Origin of the sequence: Fluviicoccus sp., assembly GCF_030646115.1 — a bacterium.
In the GTDB taxonomy this organism is placed as follows: domain Bacteria; phylum Pseudomonadota; class Gammaproteobacteria; order Pseudomonadales; family Moraxellaceae; genus Fluviicoccus.
The window spans coordinates 78,051-94,275 of the sequence record NZ_JAUSMX010000008.1 but is presented as its reverse complement, the minus strand read 5'-3'; the positions used below and the strand labels follow the sequence as shown (position 1 = coordinate 94,275).

General features: G+C 62.4%; 17 protein-coding genes. 9 read left to right on the top strand and 8 right to left on the bottom strand.

What is annotated here, in order from left to right:
* Nucleotides 1-2: 2 nt before the first annotated feature.
* Nucleotides 3-2,768, top strand: a complete 2,766-nt coding sequence (locus Q7T36_RS04705) for a response regulator (protein WP_304844569.1) — start codon at nt 3-5, stop codon at nt 2,766-2,768.
* Here Q7T36_RS04705 and Q7T36_RS04700 read toward each other — a convergent pair.
* On the bottom strand, nt 2,755-3,213 hold the full coding sequence (locus Q7T36_RS04700) for a hypothetical protein (RefSeq protein WP_304844567.1): 459 nt from the start codon (nt 3,211-3,213) through the stop codon (nt 2,755-2,757). The two genes, Q7T36_RS04705 and Q7T36_RS04700, sit on opposite strands and share 14 nt — an antisense overlap.
* 150 nt (nt 3,214-3,363) lie before the next feature.
* Here Q7T36_RS04700 and Q7T36_RS04695 point away from each other — a divergent pair, with 150 nt between their 5' ends.
* The 8 genes from Q7T36_RS04695 (at nt 3,364) to Q7T36_RS04660 (ending at nt 11,347) form a co-directional block, all read left to right on the top strand.
* Nucleotides 3,364-4,668: a TonB-dependent receptor gene (locus Q7T36_RS04695; protein ID WP_304844565.1), complete on the top strand. Its 1,305-nt coding sequence runs from the start codon at nt 3,364-3,366 to the stop codon at nt 4,666-4,668.
* 13 nt (nt 4,669-4,681) lie between these two features.
* On the top strand, nt 4,682-5,569 hold the full coding sequence (locus tag Q7T36_RS04690; RefSeq protein ID WP_304844564.1) for a metal ABC transporter substrate-binding protein: 888 nt from the start codon (nt 4,682-4,684) through the stop codon (nt 5,567-5,569).
* Nucleotides 5,570-5,580: 11 nt separating this feature from the next.
* Complete coding sequence (locus Q7T36_RS04685) at nt 5,581-6,156, top strand: ATP-binding cassette domain-containing protein (protein WP_304844562.1); 576 nt, start codon at nt 5,581-5,583, stop codon at nt 6,154-6,156.
* Nucleotides 6,157-6,158: 2 nt separating this feature from the next.
* A complete protein-coding gene (locus tag Q7T36_RS04680) occupies nt 6,159-6,953 on the top strand; it encodes a metal ABC transporter permease (protein WP_304844560.1) in 795 nt (264 codons plus the stop codon).
* Between the two features lie 174 nt (nt 6,954-7,127).
* Entirely contained in the window at nt 7,128-8,003 is an 876-nt protein-coding gene (locus Q7T36_RS04675) for a polyprenyl synthetase family protein (RefSeq protein ID WP_304844558.1), read from the top strand.
* A gap of 74 nt (nt 8,004-8,077) precedes the next feature.
* On the top strand, nt 8,078-9,967 hold the full coding sequence (gene dxs / locus Q7T36_RS04670; protein WP_304844556.1) for a 1-deoxy-D-xylulose-5-phosphate synthase: 1,890 nt from the start codon (nt 8,078-8,080) through the stop codon (nt 9,965-9,967).
* 9 nt (nt 9,968-9,976) lie between these two features.
* The gene (locus Q7T36_RS04665) at nt 9,977-10,243 is read left to right on the top strand and encodes a DUF4404 family protein (RefSeq protein ID WP_304844554.1); all 267 of its coding nucleotides are present in this window, start codon (nt 9,977-9,979) and stop codon (nt 10,241-10,243) included.
* A gap of 309 nt (nt 10,244-10,552) precedes the next feature.
* The gene (locus Q7T36_RS04660; RefSeq protein ID WP_304844552.1) at nt 10,553-11,347 is read left to right on the top strand and encodes a type IV pili methyl-accepting chemotaxis transducer N-terminal domain-containing protein; all 795 of its coding nucleotides are present in this window, start codon (nt 10,553-10,555) and stop codon (nt 11,345-11,347) included.
* Between the two features lie 9 nt (nt 11,348-11,356).
* On the opposite strand, the gene ribA is transcribed toward Q7T36_RS04660, so the two are convergent.
* The 7 genes from ribA to ribBA form a co-directional block, all read right to left on the bottom strand.
* Entirely contained in the window at nt 11,357-11,941 is a 585-nt protein-coding gene (gene ribA / locus Q7T36_RS04655; RefSeq protein WP_304844550.1) for a GTP cyclohydrolase II, read from the bottom strand.
* A gap of 75 nt (nt 11,942-12,016) precedes the next feature.
* On the bottom strand, nt 12,017-12,658 hold the full coding sequence (locus tag Q7T36_RS04650; protein WP_304844548.1) for a TIGR02281 family clan AA aspartic protease: 642 nt from the start codon (nt 12,656-12,658) through the stop codon (nt 12,017-12,019).
* Nucleotides 12,625-13,119: a phosphatidylglycerophosphatase A gene (locus Q7T36_RS04645; protein WP_304844546.1), complete on the bottom strand. Its 495-nt coding sequence runs from the start codon at nt 13,117-13,119 to the stop codon at nt 12,625-12,627. The genes Q7T36_RS04650 and Q7T36_RS04645 overlap by 34 nt, the downstream gene beginning before the upstream one ends.
* Nucleotides 13,120-13,126: 7 nt before the next feature.
* Nucleotides 13,127-14,071, bottom strand: a complete 945-nt coding sequence (thiL, locus tag Q7T36_RS04640) for a thiamine-phosphate kinase (protein ID WP_304844544.1) — start codon at nt 14,069-14,071, stop codon at nt 13,127-13,129.
* The gene (gene nusB / locus Q7T36_RS04635) at nt 14,071-14,517 is read right to left on the bottom strand and encodes a transcription antitermination factor NusB (protein ID WP_304844542.1); all 447 of its coding nucleotides are present in this window, start codon (nt 14,515-14,517) and stop codon (nt 14,071-14,073) included. The genes thiL and nusB overlap by 1 nt, the downstream gene beginning before the upstream one ends.
* A complete protein-coding gene (gene ribE / locus Q7T36_RS04630; protein ID WP_130410973.1) occupies nt 14,517-14,978 on the bottom strand; it encodes a 6,7-dimethyl-8-ribityllumazine synthase in 462 nt (153 codons plus the stop codon). The genes nusB and ribE overlap by 1 nt, the downstream gene beginning before the upstream one ends.
* A gap of 126 nt (nt 14,979-15,104) precedes the next feature.
* On the bottom strand, nt 15,105-16,208 hold the full coding sequence (gene ribBA, locus Q7T36_RS04625) for a bifunctional 3,4-dihydroxy-2-butanone-4-phosphate synthase/GTP cyclohydrolase II (protein WP_304844538.1): 1,104 nt from the start codon (nt 16,206-16,208) through the stop codon (nt 15,105-15,107).
* Nucleotides 16,209-16,225 lie beyond the last annotated feature (17 nt).

Sequence of the window (16,225 nt, the reverse complement as noted above, 5' to 3'; positions counted from 1 at the left end):
ACATGGCCGGACAACGGAAAGCACTCCTGTGGTTGCAATCATTGCTGCCCCGCAGCCTGGTCAGGTTGCTGGCTCTCCTTTCCGCTGCCTCCCTGCTGGCCGCGCTGGGCCTGTTTGCGCTCAGCATTTATCAGCAGCAACGTTACATCAACCAGCAGAACGCCATCGCCCAGGCATCGCTGATCGTCCGCAACCTGGGCACGGTGGTGGCCCAGGATGTACTGGCCTCCGACCGCAAGGGCATCCGCAGCCTGATGGCCAGCACCGCCATCTTCCCCGAAGTCCGTGAACTGGTGGTGACCGACTGGAACGGGGAAGTGCTGGTAGCGCTGGCGCACACCCCGGACAGCGATCCTCTGGAAGTGGAAAACCGCAAGGCGCTGGACCCTCCCAAGGGCAAGTCAAAAGGACAGTTCTACCGCACCAACGCCAATGACACCACCGAGGTCTGGCAGCCCATCGACAACAACGGTTGGGTCTATATTGTCTATGACTACTCCGCGCAGTCGCGTGACCAGTTGCGGGTGCTGGTCAAGTCGCTGATCAGCGGCATCATCCTGGCCATGATCGCCTCTCTGCTGTTCTTCTTTGTATTGCGCAGTCCGGTGCATGACCTGCACCAGCTGATCCGTTTCGCCAAGGAACTGGATGTCTATCGCGGCAGCCGCCAGATCCACATCACCTCGCATCTGGATGAGATCCGCGACCTGAATTCCGCGTTGAACCAATCCGCCATCCGGTTGTATGAACAAAGCCAGCAGGTGATCCAGTCAGAAGCACGCTACCGGCATGTGGTGAACCATGTGCATGAAGTGATTTTCCAGACCGACAACCAGACCGCTTTCACCTTCCTGAACCCGGCCTGGCACGAAGTCACCGGACTGCACGCCGAAGCCACGCTCGGCAAGCTGATGACGGACTTCATCCACCCCGATGACCAGGAAGACCTTTACCGCTCCCTGCAAAGGCTGTTCCTGAACGAAGCCGAGCAGGTGAGATGCGACACGAGGCTGCTGACTTCCGACCATGATTTTCGCTGGGTGCACTTGTGGATCAGCCTGCTTTATGACGAAAACCACAGCATCAGCGGCACCACCGGCACCATCAATGACATCACCATCCGCAAGCAGACGGAAGGGGCGCTGATTTCCGCCAAGGAAGCCGCCGAGGCCGCCACCCGCGCCAAGAGCGAATTCCTGGCGACCATGAGCCACGAAATCCGCACCCCCATGAACGGGGTGCTGGGCATGGCGCAACTGCTGCTGGAAACACCGCTCAATAACGAACAGAAAGAATATGCCGGCACGCTCTACCACTCCGGGCAGGCGCTGCTGACCATCATCAACGACATCCTCGACTTCTCCAAGATCGAGGCCGGCAAGCTGGGCATCGAGAAAATCCCCTTCAACATGCAACGGCTGGTGGAAGAAGTCTGCGACCTGCTGCAAGGGCAAATCCAGTCGAAAGGGCTGGAGATGGTGCTGTGCTACCACATCAACTGCCCGCGCCTGCTGATCGGCGACCCCAACCGCATCCGCCAGATCCTGCTCAACCTGCTGGGCAACGCCATCAAATTCACCCATACCGGCTACATTGCGCTGCGCATCAGTGCGCCGGTGATCACGCCCGCCAGCGTCAATATCTCACTGGAAGTGATCGACACCGGTATCGGCATACCCCAGGAGAAACAGGGCAAGCTGTTCCAGCTGTTCTCGCAGGCAGACGCTTCCACCACACGGCGTTTCGGCGGCACCGGCCTGGGGCTGGCCATCTGTAAGGGTCTGGCGGAACTGATGGGCGGTTATATCGAACTGAGGAGCAGCCAGCAGCAGGGATCGTCTTTCCGGGTGGAGTTACCGTTGAACCGGCAAACGGCGGTGGAGCGCACCCTGCCCCATTTCCCGGAACTGTATTTCTCGCCGGTCATCGTCATTGATGCTCTGGAAATCAACCGCCATTACCTGAACGAAAGCCTGCAGCGCTATGGCATGCGCGTGGAGCTGGCGGCCACCGCCGAGGAAGGGCTTGCCCACCTGAAGGCTATCCGTCTGGCCACCCACCGCATTCCCTTCGTGCTGATTGACAGCAGCCTGGTGCGCGGGGAAGGCGGCGCCACCTTTGCTCTGTCCATCCGCCAGAACCCGCAACTGTCGGACAGCTATTTGATCCTGATGAGCCAGACGCCCTTGCGGCAGATGGAGCCGGGCTTCTACCTGCCCTTCAACGGCTATCTCAACAAGCCGCTGCGCTTTTATGCCGTCATCAACGAAATCGCCTCGATCTTTGCGGGCAAGAAAACCATCATCCAGCCGCATGAATACCAGAAGGAACTGCCGCTCATCCCTACCCTGACGCCGCGCGCGGAGTCCCAAACCCGCAACTATGGCGGCCTAAAGGTGTTGCTGGCCGAGGACAACGCCGTCAACCAGAAGGTGGCGATGAAGATGCTGGAGAAGGCCGGAGCCTCGGTGGATGTGGCGCCCAACGGCAAGGAGGCCGTGCGGCTGTTCGGCCTGCGCAAATATGACTTGGTGCTGATGGACTGCCAGATGCCGGAAATGGACGGTTACGACGCCACCCGCGCCATGCGCACCTGCGACAAGGGCGTCAACGATCCGGCCTTGCCGATCATCGCCCTCACCGCCAACGCCCTGGAGGGTGACCGCGAGGCCTGTCTCGCCTCGGGCATGACAGATTTCCTGCCCAAGCCGCTGAAGCAGGAAACGCTTTACAAGCTACTGCAACAATACCGGCCTAGCGATACGTAGCCTTGGCCACGGAATAGCAGTCCTCTACATGCCGGTAGGCAATCTTGCGCATCACGAAATAGCCCAGCCCCGCCGCCACCAACTGCCCGCCCAGCGGCACGAATTTGGCCACCTGCTTCGAGATGATTTTGGTCGCCATGCCCTGAATGCTTTGCCGCACAATGGTCCGCGTCACCACCAGCCCCAGGAACTGCGAACCGCGCCGGGCAATTTCCCCCCAGGCCAGCTTGCGGGTTTCCGGGTCGAACGCCTCAATCTGTTCGGGAGCCAGCCCGAAACGGCGGCTGATTTCAGGAATCAGGGCCGTGAGGATGCCGGCGTCCACCACCACGTCCAGAAACGGCACCGGCACTACCGCCACCCCGGCAGACACCAGCGCGCGCTTGCGCACCAGCGCCTCGCACTCGGAGCGGATACGGTCAAGTTCAGGATTTCGCGAAGCCATCGGGTTACACCGCTGAGAGAAAATGGAAGTCCCGCAAAAACTACCTGAAAAATCCGGAAAATGCACCACGACCGTCATTGGCACGAATTGCCAATTCCCATCCGGCACGTTATGTTATATTGTAACAATAACAACATCCGGAGTGACATCATGCCCCGCCATTTCGCCCTGCCGGCCTGCCTGGTCCTGGCCATCCCCTTCGCCCATGCCGACAACAATCAGGCCGTTTCATCAGCAACCGGATTCAATCCGCAAATCTCGCTGATCCTGGACGGCAACATCTACCACGACAACCAGAACGGCGGCGGCGCCGGGCTGCTGGAAGAAATGGCCGGCATCGGCCACGGAGCGGCGGCTCACGGTCACGGCCATGGCGGGCTGGAAAACGGCTTCAACCTGGGTGAATCGGAGCTGGTGATGTCCGCCGTAGTTGACCCTTACTTTGACGGCAAGCTGACGCTGACCGTTGGCGGCGACGGAGCCACCGCCCTGGAGGAGTCCTGGCTGCAAACCCGGCAGCTGCCCGCCGGACTGAAAGTGAAAATGGGCAAATTCCTGAGTGAAATTGGCTACCAGAACAACCAGCACCCCCATGCCTGGGATTTCGCCGACCAGAACCTGGCCTACATGGGCATTCTGGGCGATCACGGGCTGATGGACGCCGGTGTGCAACTCAGCTGGGTCGCCCCCACGCCGTTTTACGCGCTGTTCGGCATCGAAGCGCTGCAAGGCAATGATCAGGAAAAATTCGGTACGCTGATTGAAAACGCGGACACCGTCGACCTAGTCACGGCGGCAATCACGGATCCGTTGCCCGAACACCGTGGCGGCCCCCGGCTGACCACTGCCTTCCTCAAGCTGGCTCCGGACCTGGGCGATGTTCACGCCCTGCAAGTGGGCCTCAGCTTCGCTAAGGCCCGCCAATTCCAGCAAATCATTGACGAAGACGGGACCGCCCAAAGCAGTGATGAATACGCCCTGGACGGTGACCAGACCCTGACCGGCCTTGATCTGGTCTATAAACGCGACAGCGCCGGGGAATACGGCGCCGGGGATTTCAAGCTGGCGGCTGAATACTTGCGCCTGAAAAAAACCATGACCGTAACGGCGGCCGATGCCGGTTCGCCGCTGGCCATGGGCGACAAGGTCGACGGCCTGCAGGACGGCTATTACCTCCAGGCCTCCTACGGTATTGCCCCGCGCTGGCAAATCGGCCTGCGGCACGATGTCAACGGCGACACCAATGAACTGGTTGAAGCCGGGGCCAAGGTGGCTTTCCAGTCCTCTCAACGGCAGACGCTGGCCCTCAGTTTCCACCCCAGTGAATTTTCCCGCTTGCGTTTGCAGGCCGCTCAGGGGGATATTTACGATGAAACCGGCGCCAAGACCGCGTTGAAGCAGATTTTCCTGCAATACACCCACAGCCTGGGTCCGCATGGCGCGCACAAGTTCTGACGGGAAAAACACCATGAAAAAAATACTGATGACCCTGGGCCTGTGTCTGACCAGCACCCTGGCGCTGGCCGACCTGAAAATCGTCGCCACCACCAGCAGCATGGGCATGCTCGCCCGCACCGTTGGCGGCAACCATGTCAAGGTCACCGAACTGGCCCCGCCCGACCGCGACGCCCATACCCTGCAAGTCCGGCCCTCCATGATGCAGGCGCTGCGGCAGGCCGATCTGGTGGTGTCGGTGGGGGCGGAACTGGAACTGGGCTGGCTGCCGGCCGCGACGGAGGGAGCGGGCAATCCACGGCTGCTGCCCGGCAACAGCGGCTATTTTGAAGCCGCCGCCCAAGTGCCGAGGCTGGACGCCAAGGGCAATGCCGACCGCAGCCAGGGTGATGTTCATCCGCTGGGCAACCCCCATGTACAACTGGACCCAGTGCGGATGGGCGACATTGCGCTGGCGCTGGCCAACCGGCTGGGCAAGCTGGACGCCGCCAACACCACCGCCTATCTGGCCGCCGCCATCGCCTTCAAGCAGTCCGTCGGCCAGCGCATGCCGCGCTGGCAGCAGGCCACGGCCGGCAGCCCCGGCGTACTGCTTTACCACCATGACGCCAATTATTTTCTGGACCGCTTCAACATTCCTGTGCTGGGATACATTGAACCCGTTCCCGGCATTCCGCCTTCAGCCGGTCATATCCTGAAGCTGGCGCAGCAGCTGCGGGGGAAAAAAGGTGTCATCCTGCATACGGTGTACCAGGGCAACAGCGGCATCGCCCGGCTGGCGGAACAACTGGGCTGGAATGAAGCCGCCCTGCCGCTGGACCCGCCCGCCAACAGCGGCCAGGACGGCTATTTCGGCCTGATCGACCAGTGGGCCGGGGCCGTGGCCCGCAACAAGCTCTGAGAGGCCAGAACATGCTGCTGACGCTGGAAAACGTGACAGTCGGCTACCGCAAGCCGGTGTTGGGTCCGCTTTCGCTGACGGTTTCCCGGGGAGAGGTCTTAGGCCTCTGCGGCAGCAACGGCTGCGGCAAGAGCACATTGCTGAAATCCCTGAGCGGCGAGTCGCGCATTTTCAGCGGCAGGCTGCTCAAAGCGCCCGGCCTGCAGATCAGCCTGCAGAAACAGCATCCGGCGCGGCTGTTCGGCTTCCCGCTGTCCACCAGCGAATACCTGCGGCTGATGGGCGCAGAAAACGCCGACCTGCCCGAGCGCCTGCAAAACCTGCGGCATATCCGGGTGGACAGCCTGTCCGGCGGCCAGTTCCAGCTGCTGAGCGTCTGGGCCTGCCTGGCCTCCGCCGCGCAATTGGTGCTGCTGGACGAGCCTACCAACAATCTGGACCCGGCCGGCGTCACCTTGTTGCAGGACCTGCTGCTGAAGCGACGCCCGGATCAGGCGGTTGTCGTGGTCAGCCACGAACAATCGTTCATGACCGGCATCGCCACCCGGCTGATTGATGTCTCCACCTTGCACAACTCCGAATTCTGATCATGGACCTGCTCTTTGACCCGTTGTTCCGCATTCCCTTACTGACCGGGCTGGCGGCCGCCCTGCTGCTGCCGCTGCTGGGCGCGCTGCTGCATGCCCGTGAGGAATGGCTGGCGGCGCTGGGCGTGGCGCATGTCACCGCCGCCGCCCAACTGGCCGGGGCGGCGCTGGGCCTGCCGCTGATGGCGGGCGGCGCGCTGGGTGCCTTCGTCGCCGTGGCAGCCAAGCAACTGGTCACCCGGCAGGGCAACCTGGGTTATGCCCTGCTGATGTTTGCAGGGTGGGCCGTGCTGTATCTGGTCGCGGTAAACAGCTCACTGGGCGAATCCTTGGCGCATGCCATGAGCGAAGGGCAGATTTTCCTGGTCGGCAAGGAGCATTTGATCGTGCTGGTGCTGGCAGGCTTGCCCTTCCTGATTGCATTACCCTGGTTGTCCCACCGCTTGCTGCGCGCCCGCTTCTTTCCCGGCTTTGAGCAGGCCAATGCTCTGCCGGGCTGGCGCTGGCATTTATCCTTCGACCTGCTGGCGGCGCTGCTGCTGGCCTTCGGCACCTCTTCGCTGGGACTGATGGCCAGTTTTGCGCTGGTGGTGCTGCCCGCCTGGTCCGTTTTCGTGTGGGTCAACAGCTGGCGGCTGGCGCTGTTCGCCAGTGTCGGCGTCGGCGTGCTCAGTTACGTGGCCGCGTTCATGCTGTCGCTGAAATTCGACCAGCCCTTTGCGCCGGTGCAAGTTGCGGTGTTGCTGGCGGTTGCTGTCCTGCTGCGCGGTTCGCACGGCTTGCTGCATCGCCACTGATCCGGGACGGGAGGGCCGGGTTTTCCACACCAAGTGAAGAACTAGGGAACCGACCGTGAATTCGCTGTGAAACCCGGCGAATTCGCTCGGAATCCGATTATCCCGGCTTGACCCTTATCCCTGTCCGGCATAGCCTTGCCTCGCCCGCCGCAAGGTTTCAGCCCCCATACGCCCATGTCCGCCCAAGATTTTCTCCACGCAAGCCAGAACCGTATCCAGGCCTGGCTGGAATGCTTCCTCCAGCGCCAGAACCCCCTGTCCGCCGATCTGACGGCCGCCATGAATCATGCCGTGCTCAACGGCGGCAAGCGCGTGCGACCGACCCTGGTTTACGGAGCGGCGCTGGCTTGCGGCGGCACGCTGAAAGCGGCCGATGCCGCCGCCGGAGCGGTGGAGCTGGTGCACTGTTATTCGCTGGTCCATGATGACCTGCCCTGCATGGACGATGACGACCTGCGTCGGGGTGTTCCCACCTGCCATAAGGTTTACGGCGAAGCCACCGCCCTGCTGGCGGGTGATACCTTGCAAACCCTGGCCTTTGTGGCCTTGAGCGAAGGCGGGCTGGAACCCGCGCTGACGGTGCGACAGATGCAGCGCCTCGCCGTCGCCAGCGCCGACATGGCGGTTGGACAGGGTTTGGATCTGGCTGCCGAAGGTCAGACGTTGAGCCTGCAGGAGCTGGAAAGTGTTCACCGCCACAAGACCGGCGCACTGATCCGCGCCAGCATTTTCCTGGGCGCCATGGCCGCCGGTTGCCGGGATGAGGCTGTACTGGCCGCACTCGAAACCTACGCCGACCGCCTGGGGCTGGCATTCCAGGTTCATGACGACGTGCTGGACGTGATTGGCGACACCTCAAAACTGGGCAAGAAGGCCGGCGCCGACGCCGAGCATGACAAGGCCACCTACCCATCGATTATGGGACTGGACGCCGCCCGCGCCTTTGCCACGCAACTGCACGACGAAGCCGTCGCTGCCATTGAGCCACTAGGTTGCCAGGCCAACGCCCTGCGCTGGCTGGCCGACTTTCTGGTGGCGCGCGACCACTGACCGACATGTATGACCAGACGATGACACGGTTTGGGCTATAATCGCCCGACCCCTGCCGAGGATGTCCGCCGACAATGTTCCACAGCATACCCCTGACCCGTCCCAATACCCCGCTGCTGGACCAGGCCGCCACGCCGGAACAGCTGCGCCGCCTGCCCGAGACCGTGCTGCCCGCACTGGCCCGCGAGCTGCGTGAATACCTGCTGTGGTGCACCGGCCAAACCGGCGGCCACTTCGGCGCAGGTCTGGGTGTGGTGGAACTGACCCTGGCGCTGCATTACGTCTACAACACCCCGGAAGACCGGCTGGTGTGGGACGTCGGCCATCAGGCCTATCCGCACAAGATCCTCACCGGCCGCAAGGAGCAGATGGTCAGCATGCGCCAGAAGGACGGCCTTGCCGCCTTCCCGCGCCGCGAGGAATCACCCTACGACACCTTCGGCGTCGGCCACTCGTCAACCTCCATTTCTGCTGCGCTTGGCATGGCGCTGGCGGCACGACGCCAGCTTTCCGGCCGCAAGGTTGTCGCTGTCATCGGTGACGGCGCGATGACAGCAGGCATGGCCTTTGAAGCCCTGAACGACGCCGCCCATCACGCCGCTGACATGCTGGTGATCCTCAACGACAACGCCATGTCGATTTCGCATAACGTCGGCGGCCTGTCGAACTACCTAGCGCGCATCTGGTCCAGTCGCAGCTACATTGCGCTGCGTGAGGGCGGCAAGAAGGTGCTGTCTTCCATGCCCAGCGCCTGGAATTTCGCCCGTCGCACCGAAGAAAGCGTCAAGCACATGGTTTCTTCCCCCGGTGCGCTGTTTGAAGCCATTGGTTTCAACTATGTGGGCCCCATCGACGGCCACAATCTGGAAGAACTGGTGCAGGTGATCCGCAACCTGAAACACGCCCCTGGCCCGCAACTGCTGCATGTCTACACTACCAAGGGCAAGGGCTTCTCCCCCGCCGAGGCAGACCCTATCGGCTACCACGCCATCACCAAGATTGCCCCGGCCAGCCAGCGCGGCCAGAACCCGCCCCTTAAAAAAGCCAAGTATTCCGATGTGTTCGGCGACTGGCTGTGCGATATGGCCGCCGCCGACCACAACCTGATCGGCATTACCCCGGCCATGTGCGAAGGTTCGGGCATGGTGCGTTTTGCCCGCCAGTTCCCCGACCGCTACCACGACGTCGCCATTGCCGAGCAGCACGCAGTAACGCTGGCGGCGGGCATGGCCTGCGAAGGCTTGAAGCCGGTGGTCGCCATCTACTCCACCTTCCTGCAGCGCGGTTACGACCAGCTGGTGCACGATGTTGCCCTGCAGAACCTGGACGTCACCTTCGGCATTGACCGCGCCGGACTGGTGGGCGAAGACGGGCCCACCCATGCCGGTGCCTATGACTATGCCTACCTGCGCACCATTCCCAACATGGTGATCCTGGCCCCGGCGGACGAAAATGAATGCCGGCAAATGCTCTATACCGCCTACCAGCACCCCGGCCCGGCCGCCGTTCGTTATCCGCGCGGCACCGGCCCCGGCGTGGCCCAGGAAAAGGCCATGACCGCCCTGCCGCTGGGCAAGGGTGAGATGCGCCGTCAGGGCCAAAAAGTCGCCATCCTGGCCTTTGGCAGCCTGCTGGAGGCCGCCCTGCTGGCGGCCGAACCCCTGGATGCCTCTGTCGCCAACATGCGCTTCGTGAAGCCTCTGGACGGCGAACTGGTGCGTGAACTGGCCGCCGGACATGAGCTGCTGGTGACGGTGGAAGAACACGCCGTAATGGGTGGCGCCGGCAGCGCCGTCAACGAATGGCTGGCGGCGGCGGGGATTGTCGTGCCGGTATTGAACCTGGGCATTCCGGATGCCTTCATTGAACACGCCGCCCACGGCGACATGCTGGCCTCCTGCGGCCTGGATGCCGCGGGCATTGAACACGCCGTCCGCGCCCGGCTGGCGGCCCTGCCACTTTAGGAGAACACCATGAGCAAAAACAAACAGTTGATCGGCGACGAAATCGCCCGCGCCCGCAACCACCTGCAGCAGCAGCCGCTGGCCGCCCCGCAGCACGACGAACTGTCGCGCACGCTGGCCGACATGGAACTGCACCTGCAACTTCACGAGAACCCCAAACCTGAAGAGTTCCTGAACACTCTTCAAGCTATGGAAGTGCAACTGGAAGCCGAGCATCCGGTGCTGGCGGGAGTCATTGGCAACATCGTGCGCGTTTTGGGCAGCATGGGCATCTGAACCCGTGTGCTGCACCGGTGTGGGTCGGGCATCCGCCTGAACCTGCACCCGCCGCCACCCCGATACGGAGCTCCGCTGCCCCGCTGGCGATCCGTTCATCAGCCAACCAGAACCGCCGGTCATGGATTCTGTCAGCCCCGTCACACTTCCCACTCCTTACCTGAGCCATTCCTGCCAGGTGGCCTGCTTCTTGCCTCTGTGTCAGTATCGTCTGCCGCAATAACTCAATGCCGAGCGCGGCCCCCTCATGGCGATCTTCCCGTTTCATTTTGACAACGACGTCAAAAGCCACCCGCATGGAGAATGCCCATGAATGCCCCGACGCTGTTCCATACTGCCCTGATGGCCCTGCTGGTGCTGTTGCCCGGCGTCCCCGCCTTTGCCCTGACCGATGCTGAAGCCGTCAACATGTCCGGCTTGCAGCGCATGCTGAGCCAGCGCACGGCGAAAACCTGGCTAATGCTGGGCCAGGGCGTCAAGGTGCTGGAGGCCCGCGAACAACGCACCAAAAGCGTTGCCCTGTTTGACAACAACCTGAAGACCCTGAAGGAATATGCCCCGACACCGGAAATCCGCGAGTCGTTTGCCAAGGTGGAAGCGGTCTGGGGCGGCTACAAGACCCGCATCCTTGGCTCCCCCGACAAGAGCGAAGCACTGAAAATGCTGCGGCAAAGTGATGAGTTGCTGAAGCTGGGCGAAGCCGCTGTCAAACAGATCCAGGACCATACCGGCGTCGCCAACGCCCGCCTGGTCAACGTCTCGGGACGGCAGCGCATGCTCAGCCAGCGCATTGCGCGGCTGTACCTGACCAAAAGCTGGGGGCTTAGTTATGAAGGGCTGGACAAGGACTTCCAGACGGCGATGCAGGAATATGAAAACGGCTTGAACGAGCTGAAAGGCAATCCGCAGAACACTCCGGAAATCAGCCAGGGACTGGCGCGGGTGCAAAGCCTGTGGAAATTTTCAAGGGCAGGCTTTGAACTGTCGAAGGAGGAGCTGTACGTTCCGACCGCCATCTGCGGCACCACCGAGAACCTGCTGAAACACATGCAGGGCATCACCAAGCTTTACGAAGTGGAAATGCAGCGGGTGGCATCGCGCTAGGCGTTCGCGTTACAGCAGGTGCCCCATCTTTTCCTGCTTGGTATCGAGGTACTGGTCATTGTGCGGGTTGCGGCCGGTCATCAGCGGCACCCGCTCCACGACCTGAATGCCATGTTTTTCCAGGGCCTCCACCTTGAGCGGGTTGTTGGTCATCAGCCGCACCTGGGTCACGCCCAGATGGCGCAGCATGTCCTCGCACATGGAATATTCACGCAGATCGGGGGCAAAGCCCAGTTGTTCGTTGGCCTCGACGGTATCCGCACCCTGATCCTGCAATTCGTAGGCGCGCACCTTGTTGACCAGACCGATGCCCCGGCCTTCCTGCCGAAGGTAAAGGATGACGCCGCGCCCTTCTTCCGCCACTTTCTGCATGGCGGCCTCCAGTTGCGGGCCGCAATCGCAGCGCAAGGAACCAAAACCGTCACCGGTCAGGCATTCGGAATGGACACGCATCAGCACCGGCTGACCGTTACCGACATCGCCCATGCTGAGGGCCACATGTTCCTGGCCGGTCTGCGGTTCTTCAAAGGCGTGGATGGTGAACAGCCCGTGGCGGGTGGGCAATCGGGAGGACGCGACAAAATCGACGGACACGCGCTTTATCTCGCTGGGGAACCGAAGGTGGGCGATTGTAGCAAGTGAAAGCTGCTTTGGGGAAATCCGCAACGCTTACCGGCCGGTCAGTTTCAGGCGGTTGTCCGCATGCTCCAGCTTCACACGCCCCAGAAAGGACATGCCCAGCAGCACCGGCGCACCGTCATCGGTATCACGCACGGCGGCATCCACGGCATCCACGACAATCGGCCCGACCTTGACCCGGCTCAGCAGCACCATCCAGCAGCGCACCGGGCCGTTGGCGGTCTGGCTGAGGCAAGGCTTGCCAAAACGGCGGAAATCCACGCCCAGACGGGTGGCCTGACCACGCGTCATCGAGACACTGCTGGCCCCGGTATCCACCAGGAATTCCACGATGCGGCCATTGATCATGCCGCTGGTCATGAACTGGCCCATGGCGTTGGCGCTGATTTCAACCACCCCGCCGCCGGACGTGTTACGGGCGCCGCCGCGATCCTGGCCCATGGTCAGCCGCTCTTCACGATCGCCGATACGCAGGCGCGCCTCACCGGCATTGACGCCCAGCAAGGTCATGTCATCCAGCGTTTCACCGATTCTCAAGAGGCGGGTTTCACCGTCGACCTTGAGGATGGCGCGATCCGCCATCAGCCCCACCACCACAATGTCACGGGCCGAAGCGGCTGCGGCGGTCAGCAACAGAATCAGAACAGCCAGTGATTGTAAGCGAGCAGCCATACACAGCCTCCTGCCGCCGCACCGGCCAGCACATCATCAAACATGATGCCGAAGCCGCCTTCCAGATGCTTGTCGCACCAGGAAATGGGCCAGGGCTTGAGGATATCGAACACCCGGAACAGGATGAAGCCGAGCATGACGTTGAGTACCGTCGCACCGTCCCACGCCGCCTCGCCCAGCAAGGGCAGCAGCGTCATCCACTGGCCGACGAATTCGTCCCAGACAATGCCTTCATGGTCATGCACGCCCAGGATTTCCGCCGCGCGGCCGCACAGCCAGACGCCGAATATCGCGGCGGCCACGATCAGGGCAACGCTACTCCACAGACCCAGCGCCGCCAGCACCGGAAAAAACAGCAGGGACAACAGCGAACCCGCCGTACCGGGCGCCTTGGGCGACAGCCCGGAGCCCAGTCCGAAGGCCAGGAAGATGACGGGATTGCGTATCGGATACTGGGTCATGGCTCACTCAAAAATGTTGATAGCCGGAGAATTCATGTTCAACCCGCACGCCGCGACTGGTCAAAACCAGCCCCGACGCGGCCGTCACCGTGCCGATACGGGTAACAGGCACATTGCCCGGCAAGGCCTGTGGCGAAAATCCGGGCGGCGCGGTGAAGCACAGTTCGTAATCATCCCCGGCGGCCAGCGCCAGTTGCCAGGCCTGAGTTTCCGGCAAGGTACGCAAGGCGGACGACAGCGGCAGCGCCTGCAAATCCAGCTCAGCCCCCACCCCGGAAGCGTCCAGGATATGTCCCAGATCCTGCGCCAGCCCGTCGGAGATGTCCAGACAAGCCGTCGCCTGCCCGCGCAAGGCTATGCCCAACGCCAAACGCGGCTGCGGATAATCCAGCCGCTGGCGGACAAAAGCGGCCTCGAAGGCGGACAGACTTGCATGGCCGGGCTGGAGCGCCTGCAGCAGACCCAATCCGGCGTCGCCGACCGTCCCGGACACGTAGATGCCGTCTCCCGGCCTGGCCCCGCTGCGGCGCAAGGCTTGGCCCGCAGGGACGCTGCCCATGGCGGTGATGCTGATGGCCAGCGGGCCGCGCGTGGTGTCGCCGCCCACCAACGTGATACCGGCTTCATCGGCCAGCGCAAACAGGGCGGAGGCGAATTCCGACAGGAAAGCGTCGGAAGCGTCAGGCAGGGTCAGGGCCAGCAGGAACCAGCGGGGTGTGGCCCCCATGGCGGCCAGATCAGAAAGATTGACGGCGAGCGCCTTGTGCGCGATGGCGGCAGGCGGGGTGTTCAGCGGGAAATGGCGTCCGGCAACCAGCGTATCCACCGTCACCGCCAGCACTTCCCCGGCGGGAGGCGCCAGCAGTGCGGCATCATCGCCCACCCCCAGCAGCACGCCGTCCGCAGGCGGCCGGGTGAAATACCGCTGGATCAGCCCGAACTCGGACGGCATCAGCCGGCCTGCCGTTCTGCCTGCCGGGCGGTCTTCGACACTTCGTCCAGCACGCCGTTGACGTACTTGTAGGAGTCGGTGGCGCCAAAGTCCTTGGCCAGCTCCACCGCCTCGTTCAACACCACCTTGTAGGGAATCTCGGGGTGGTGCAGCAGTTCATAGCTGCCCAGGCGCAGGATGGCGCGTTCCACCTGATTGATCTGGCTCATCTGACGATCCAGGAACGGCCGGAATACTTCATCCAGCTCCTCCGCCCGACGCACTGCCTGGTGCAGCAGTTCGTGGAAATACGGCAGATCGACCTTGTGCATCGCGTTTTCGACACGATAGCGGGCTTCGATCTCGAAGGGGGCGTTGCCCGACAGTTGCCACTCGTAGAGGCCCTGCATGGCAAAGCGCCGCGCCTTGCGGCGGGCGGCGGGGGTATTGACTTGTTGCTGGTGCATTACAGGGCCTTCAGCAGGGAAACCATCTCGATGGCGGTCATGGCGGCGTCGGAGCCCTTGTTGCCGGCCTTGGTGCCGGAACGTTCAATGGCCTGCTCGATGCTGTCAGTAGTCAGCACACCGAACACCACCGGGATGCCCGCTTCCAGACCGACCACGCCCAAGCCCTTGGCGCATTCGCCGGCCACAAAGTCAAAATGCGGGGTGCCGCCGCGAATGACCGCACCGAGGGCAATCACAGCGTCGTATTGCTTCTTCTCGACCAGCTTCTTGGCCGCCAGTGGCAGTTCCCACGCGCCGGGGGCGCGCACCAGGGTGATGTTGTCGTCGCTGACACCGTGTCGCTTCAGGGTATCCAGCGCGCCGTCCAGCAGGGCTTCAACCACAAAGCTGTTGAAACGGCCGACCAGGATGGCGTACTTGCCGTCGGCATTGCGGAAATCACCTTCGATAACTTTCATGAAACTCTCCAACAGGTTTTGTAGGTCGGGCTTCAGCCCGACAAATCACGGGTGTTCGATATTCGGTTTGGGCTCTGGCGGCGGTTGGTGTCGGGCTGAAGCCCGACCTACAGACCGCCAAGAGGATTAATCGGTCCCCAGGTATTCGACAATTTCCAGCCCGAAACCGGACAAGGCATTGAAGCGCATCGGTGAACTGAGCAGCTTCATGCGGGTAATGCCCAAGTCACGCAAAATCTGCGAACCGGCGCCGATGGTGCGGTACATGCCGGAACCATCCACCGCCGCGCGCGGGCGCTGGCTGAAAAAGCCCTGGATATGGTCCACCAACTCTTCCGAAGCGAAATCCTGTCCCAGCAACACCAGCACACCGGCCTCATGGTTGGCGATTTCCGCCAGACTCTTCTGCAGGTTCCAGCCGATACGGCCCTGATACTTGGCGTGCAGCAGGTCGCGCAGCGGGTTCAGGGCATGCACCCGCACCACCGGCGTACCATTGGCGACGTCACCCTTAACCAAAGCCAGATGGGTCTCGGTGCTGGCGTGTTCCTGATAGGTCATCAGCCTGAACGTGCCGTATTCGGTTTCCAGCGGATTCTCACTGGTGCGCTTGACGGTCTGCTCATTGACCATGCGATAGTGAATGAGGTCGGCGATGGTGCCGATCTTCAGGTTGTGTTCGGCGGCAAATTTTTCAAGATCGGGGCGACGGGCCATGGTGCCGTCTTCGTTCATGATCTCGACGATCACCGAAGCGGCTTCCAGACCGGCCAGGCGCGCCAGGTCGCAACCGGCTTCGGTATGACCGGCGCGGTGCAGCACACCGCCGGGCTTGGCCATCAGCGGGAAGATATGGCCGGGCTGGACGATGTCGGCGGGCTTGGCGTCACGCGCCACCGCCACCTGCACGGTATGGGCGCGGTCATGCGCCGAGATGCCGGTGGAGACGCCGCTGGCGGCCTCGATCGACAGGGTGAAATTGGTGCCATGGCTGGAGCCGTTGCGGTTGACCATCAGCGGCAGGTCGAGCTGGCGGCAGCGCTCCGGGCTCAGCGTCAGGCAGATGAGGCCACGGGCATGTTTGGCCATGAAGTTGATGTCTTCGGGCCGCACATGGCTGGCCGCCATGACGATATCGCCTTCGTTCTCGCGGTCTTCGTCGTCCATCAGGATGACCATCTTGCCGAGGCGGATGTCGTTAATGAGTTCTTCAACGGTATTCAGGGGCATGGGGAGCTCTCAACGGA

Bases quoted from the DNA above. Each gene is read 5' to 3' on its own strand.
- Q7T36_RS04685 (WP_304844562.1), top strand. From the start codon at position 5,581: ATGCTGCTGACGCTGGAAAACGTGACAGTCGGCTACCGCAAGCCGGTG.
- Q7T36_RS04650 (WP_304844548.1), bottom strand. From the start codon at position 12,658: ATGGCTGCTCGCTTACAATCACTGGCTGTTCTGATTCTGTTGCTGACC.
- ribBA (WP_304844538.1), bottom strand. From the start codon at position 16,208: ATGCCCCTGAATACCGTTGAAGAACTCATTAACGACATCCGCCTCGGC.
- Q7T36_RS04695 (WP_304844565.1), top strand. From the start codon at position 3,364: ATGCCCCGCCATTTCGCCCTGCCGGCCTGCCTGGTCCTGGCCATCCCC.
- ribE (WP_130410973.1), bottom strand. From the start codon at position 14,978: ATGAAAGTTATCGAAGGTGATTTCCGCAATGCCGACGGCAAGTACGCC.
- Q7T36_RS04660 (WP_304844552.1), top strand. From the start codon at position 10,553: ATGAATGCCCCGACGCTGTTCCATACTGCCCTGATGGCCCTGCTGGTG.
- Q7T36_RS04690 (WP_304844564.1), top strand. From the start codon at position 4,682: ATGAAAAAAATACTGATGACCCTGGGCCTGTGTCTGACCAGCACCCTG.
- Q7T36_RS04680 (WP_304844560.1), top strand. From the start codon at position 6,159: ATGGACCTGCTCTTTGACCCGTTGTTCCGCATTCCCTTACTGACCGGG.
- Q7T36_RS04700 (WP_304844567.1), bottom strand. From the start codon at position 3,213: ATGGCTTCGCGAAATCCTGAACTTGACCGTATCCGCTCCGAGTGCGAG.
- dxs (WP_304844556.1), top strand. From the start codon at position 8,078: ATGTTCCACAGCATACCCCTGACCCGTCCCAATACCCCGCTGCTGGAC.
- Q7T36_RS04665 (WP_304844554.1), top strand. From the start codon at position 9,977: ATGAGCAAAAACAAACAGTTGATCGGCGACGAAATCGCCCGCGCCCGC.
- Q7T36_RS04705 (WP_304844569.1), top strand. From the start codon at position 3: ATGGCCGGACAACGGAAAGCACTCCTGTGGTTGCAATCATTGCTGCCC.
- Q7T36_RS04645 (WP_304844546.1), bottom strand. From the start codon at position 13,119: ATGACCCAGTATCCGATACGCAATCCCGTCATCTTCCTGGCCTTCGGA.
- thiL (WP_304844544.1), bottom strand. From the start codon at position 14,071: ATGCCGTCCGAGTTCGGGCTGATCCAGCGGTATTTCACCCGGCCGCCT.
- nusB (WP_304844542.1), bottom strand. From the start codon at position 14,517: ATGCACCAGCAACAAGTCAATACCCCCGCCGCCCGCCGCAAGGCGCGG.
- Q7T36_RS04675 (WP_304844558.1), top strand. From the start codon at position 7,128: ATGTCCGCCCAAGATTTTCTCCACGCAAGCCAGAACCGTATCCAGGCC.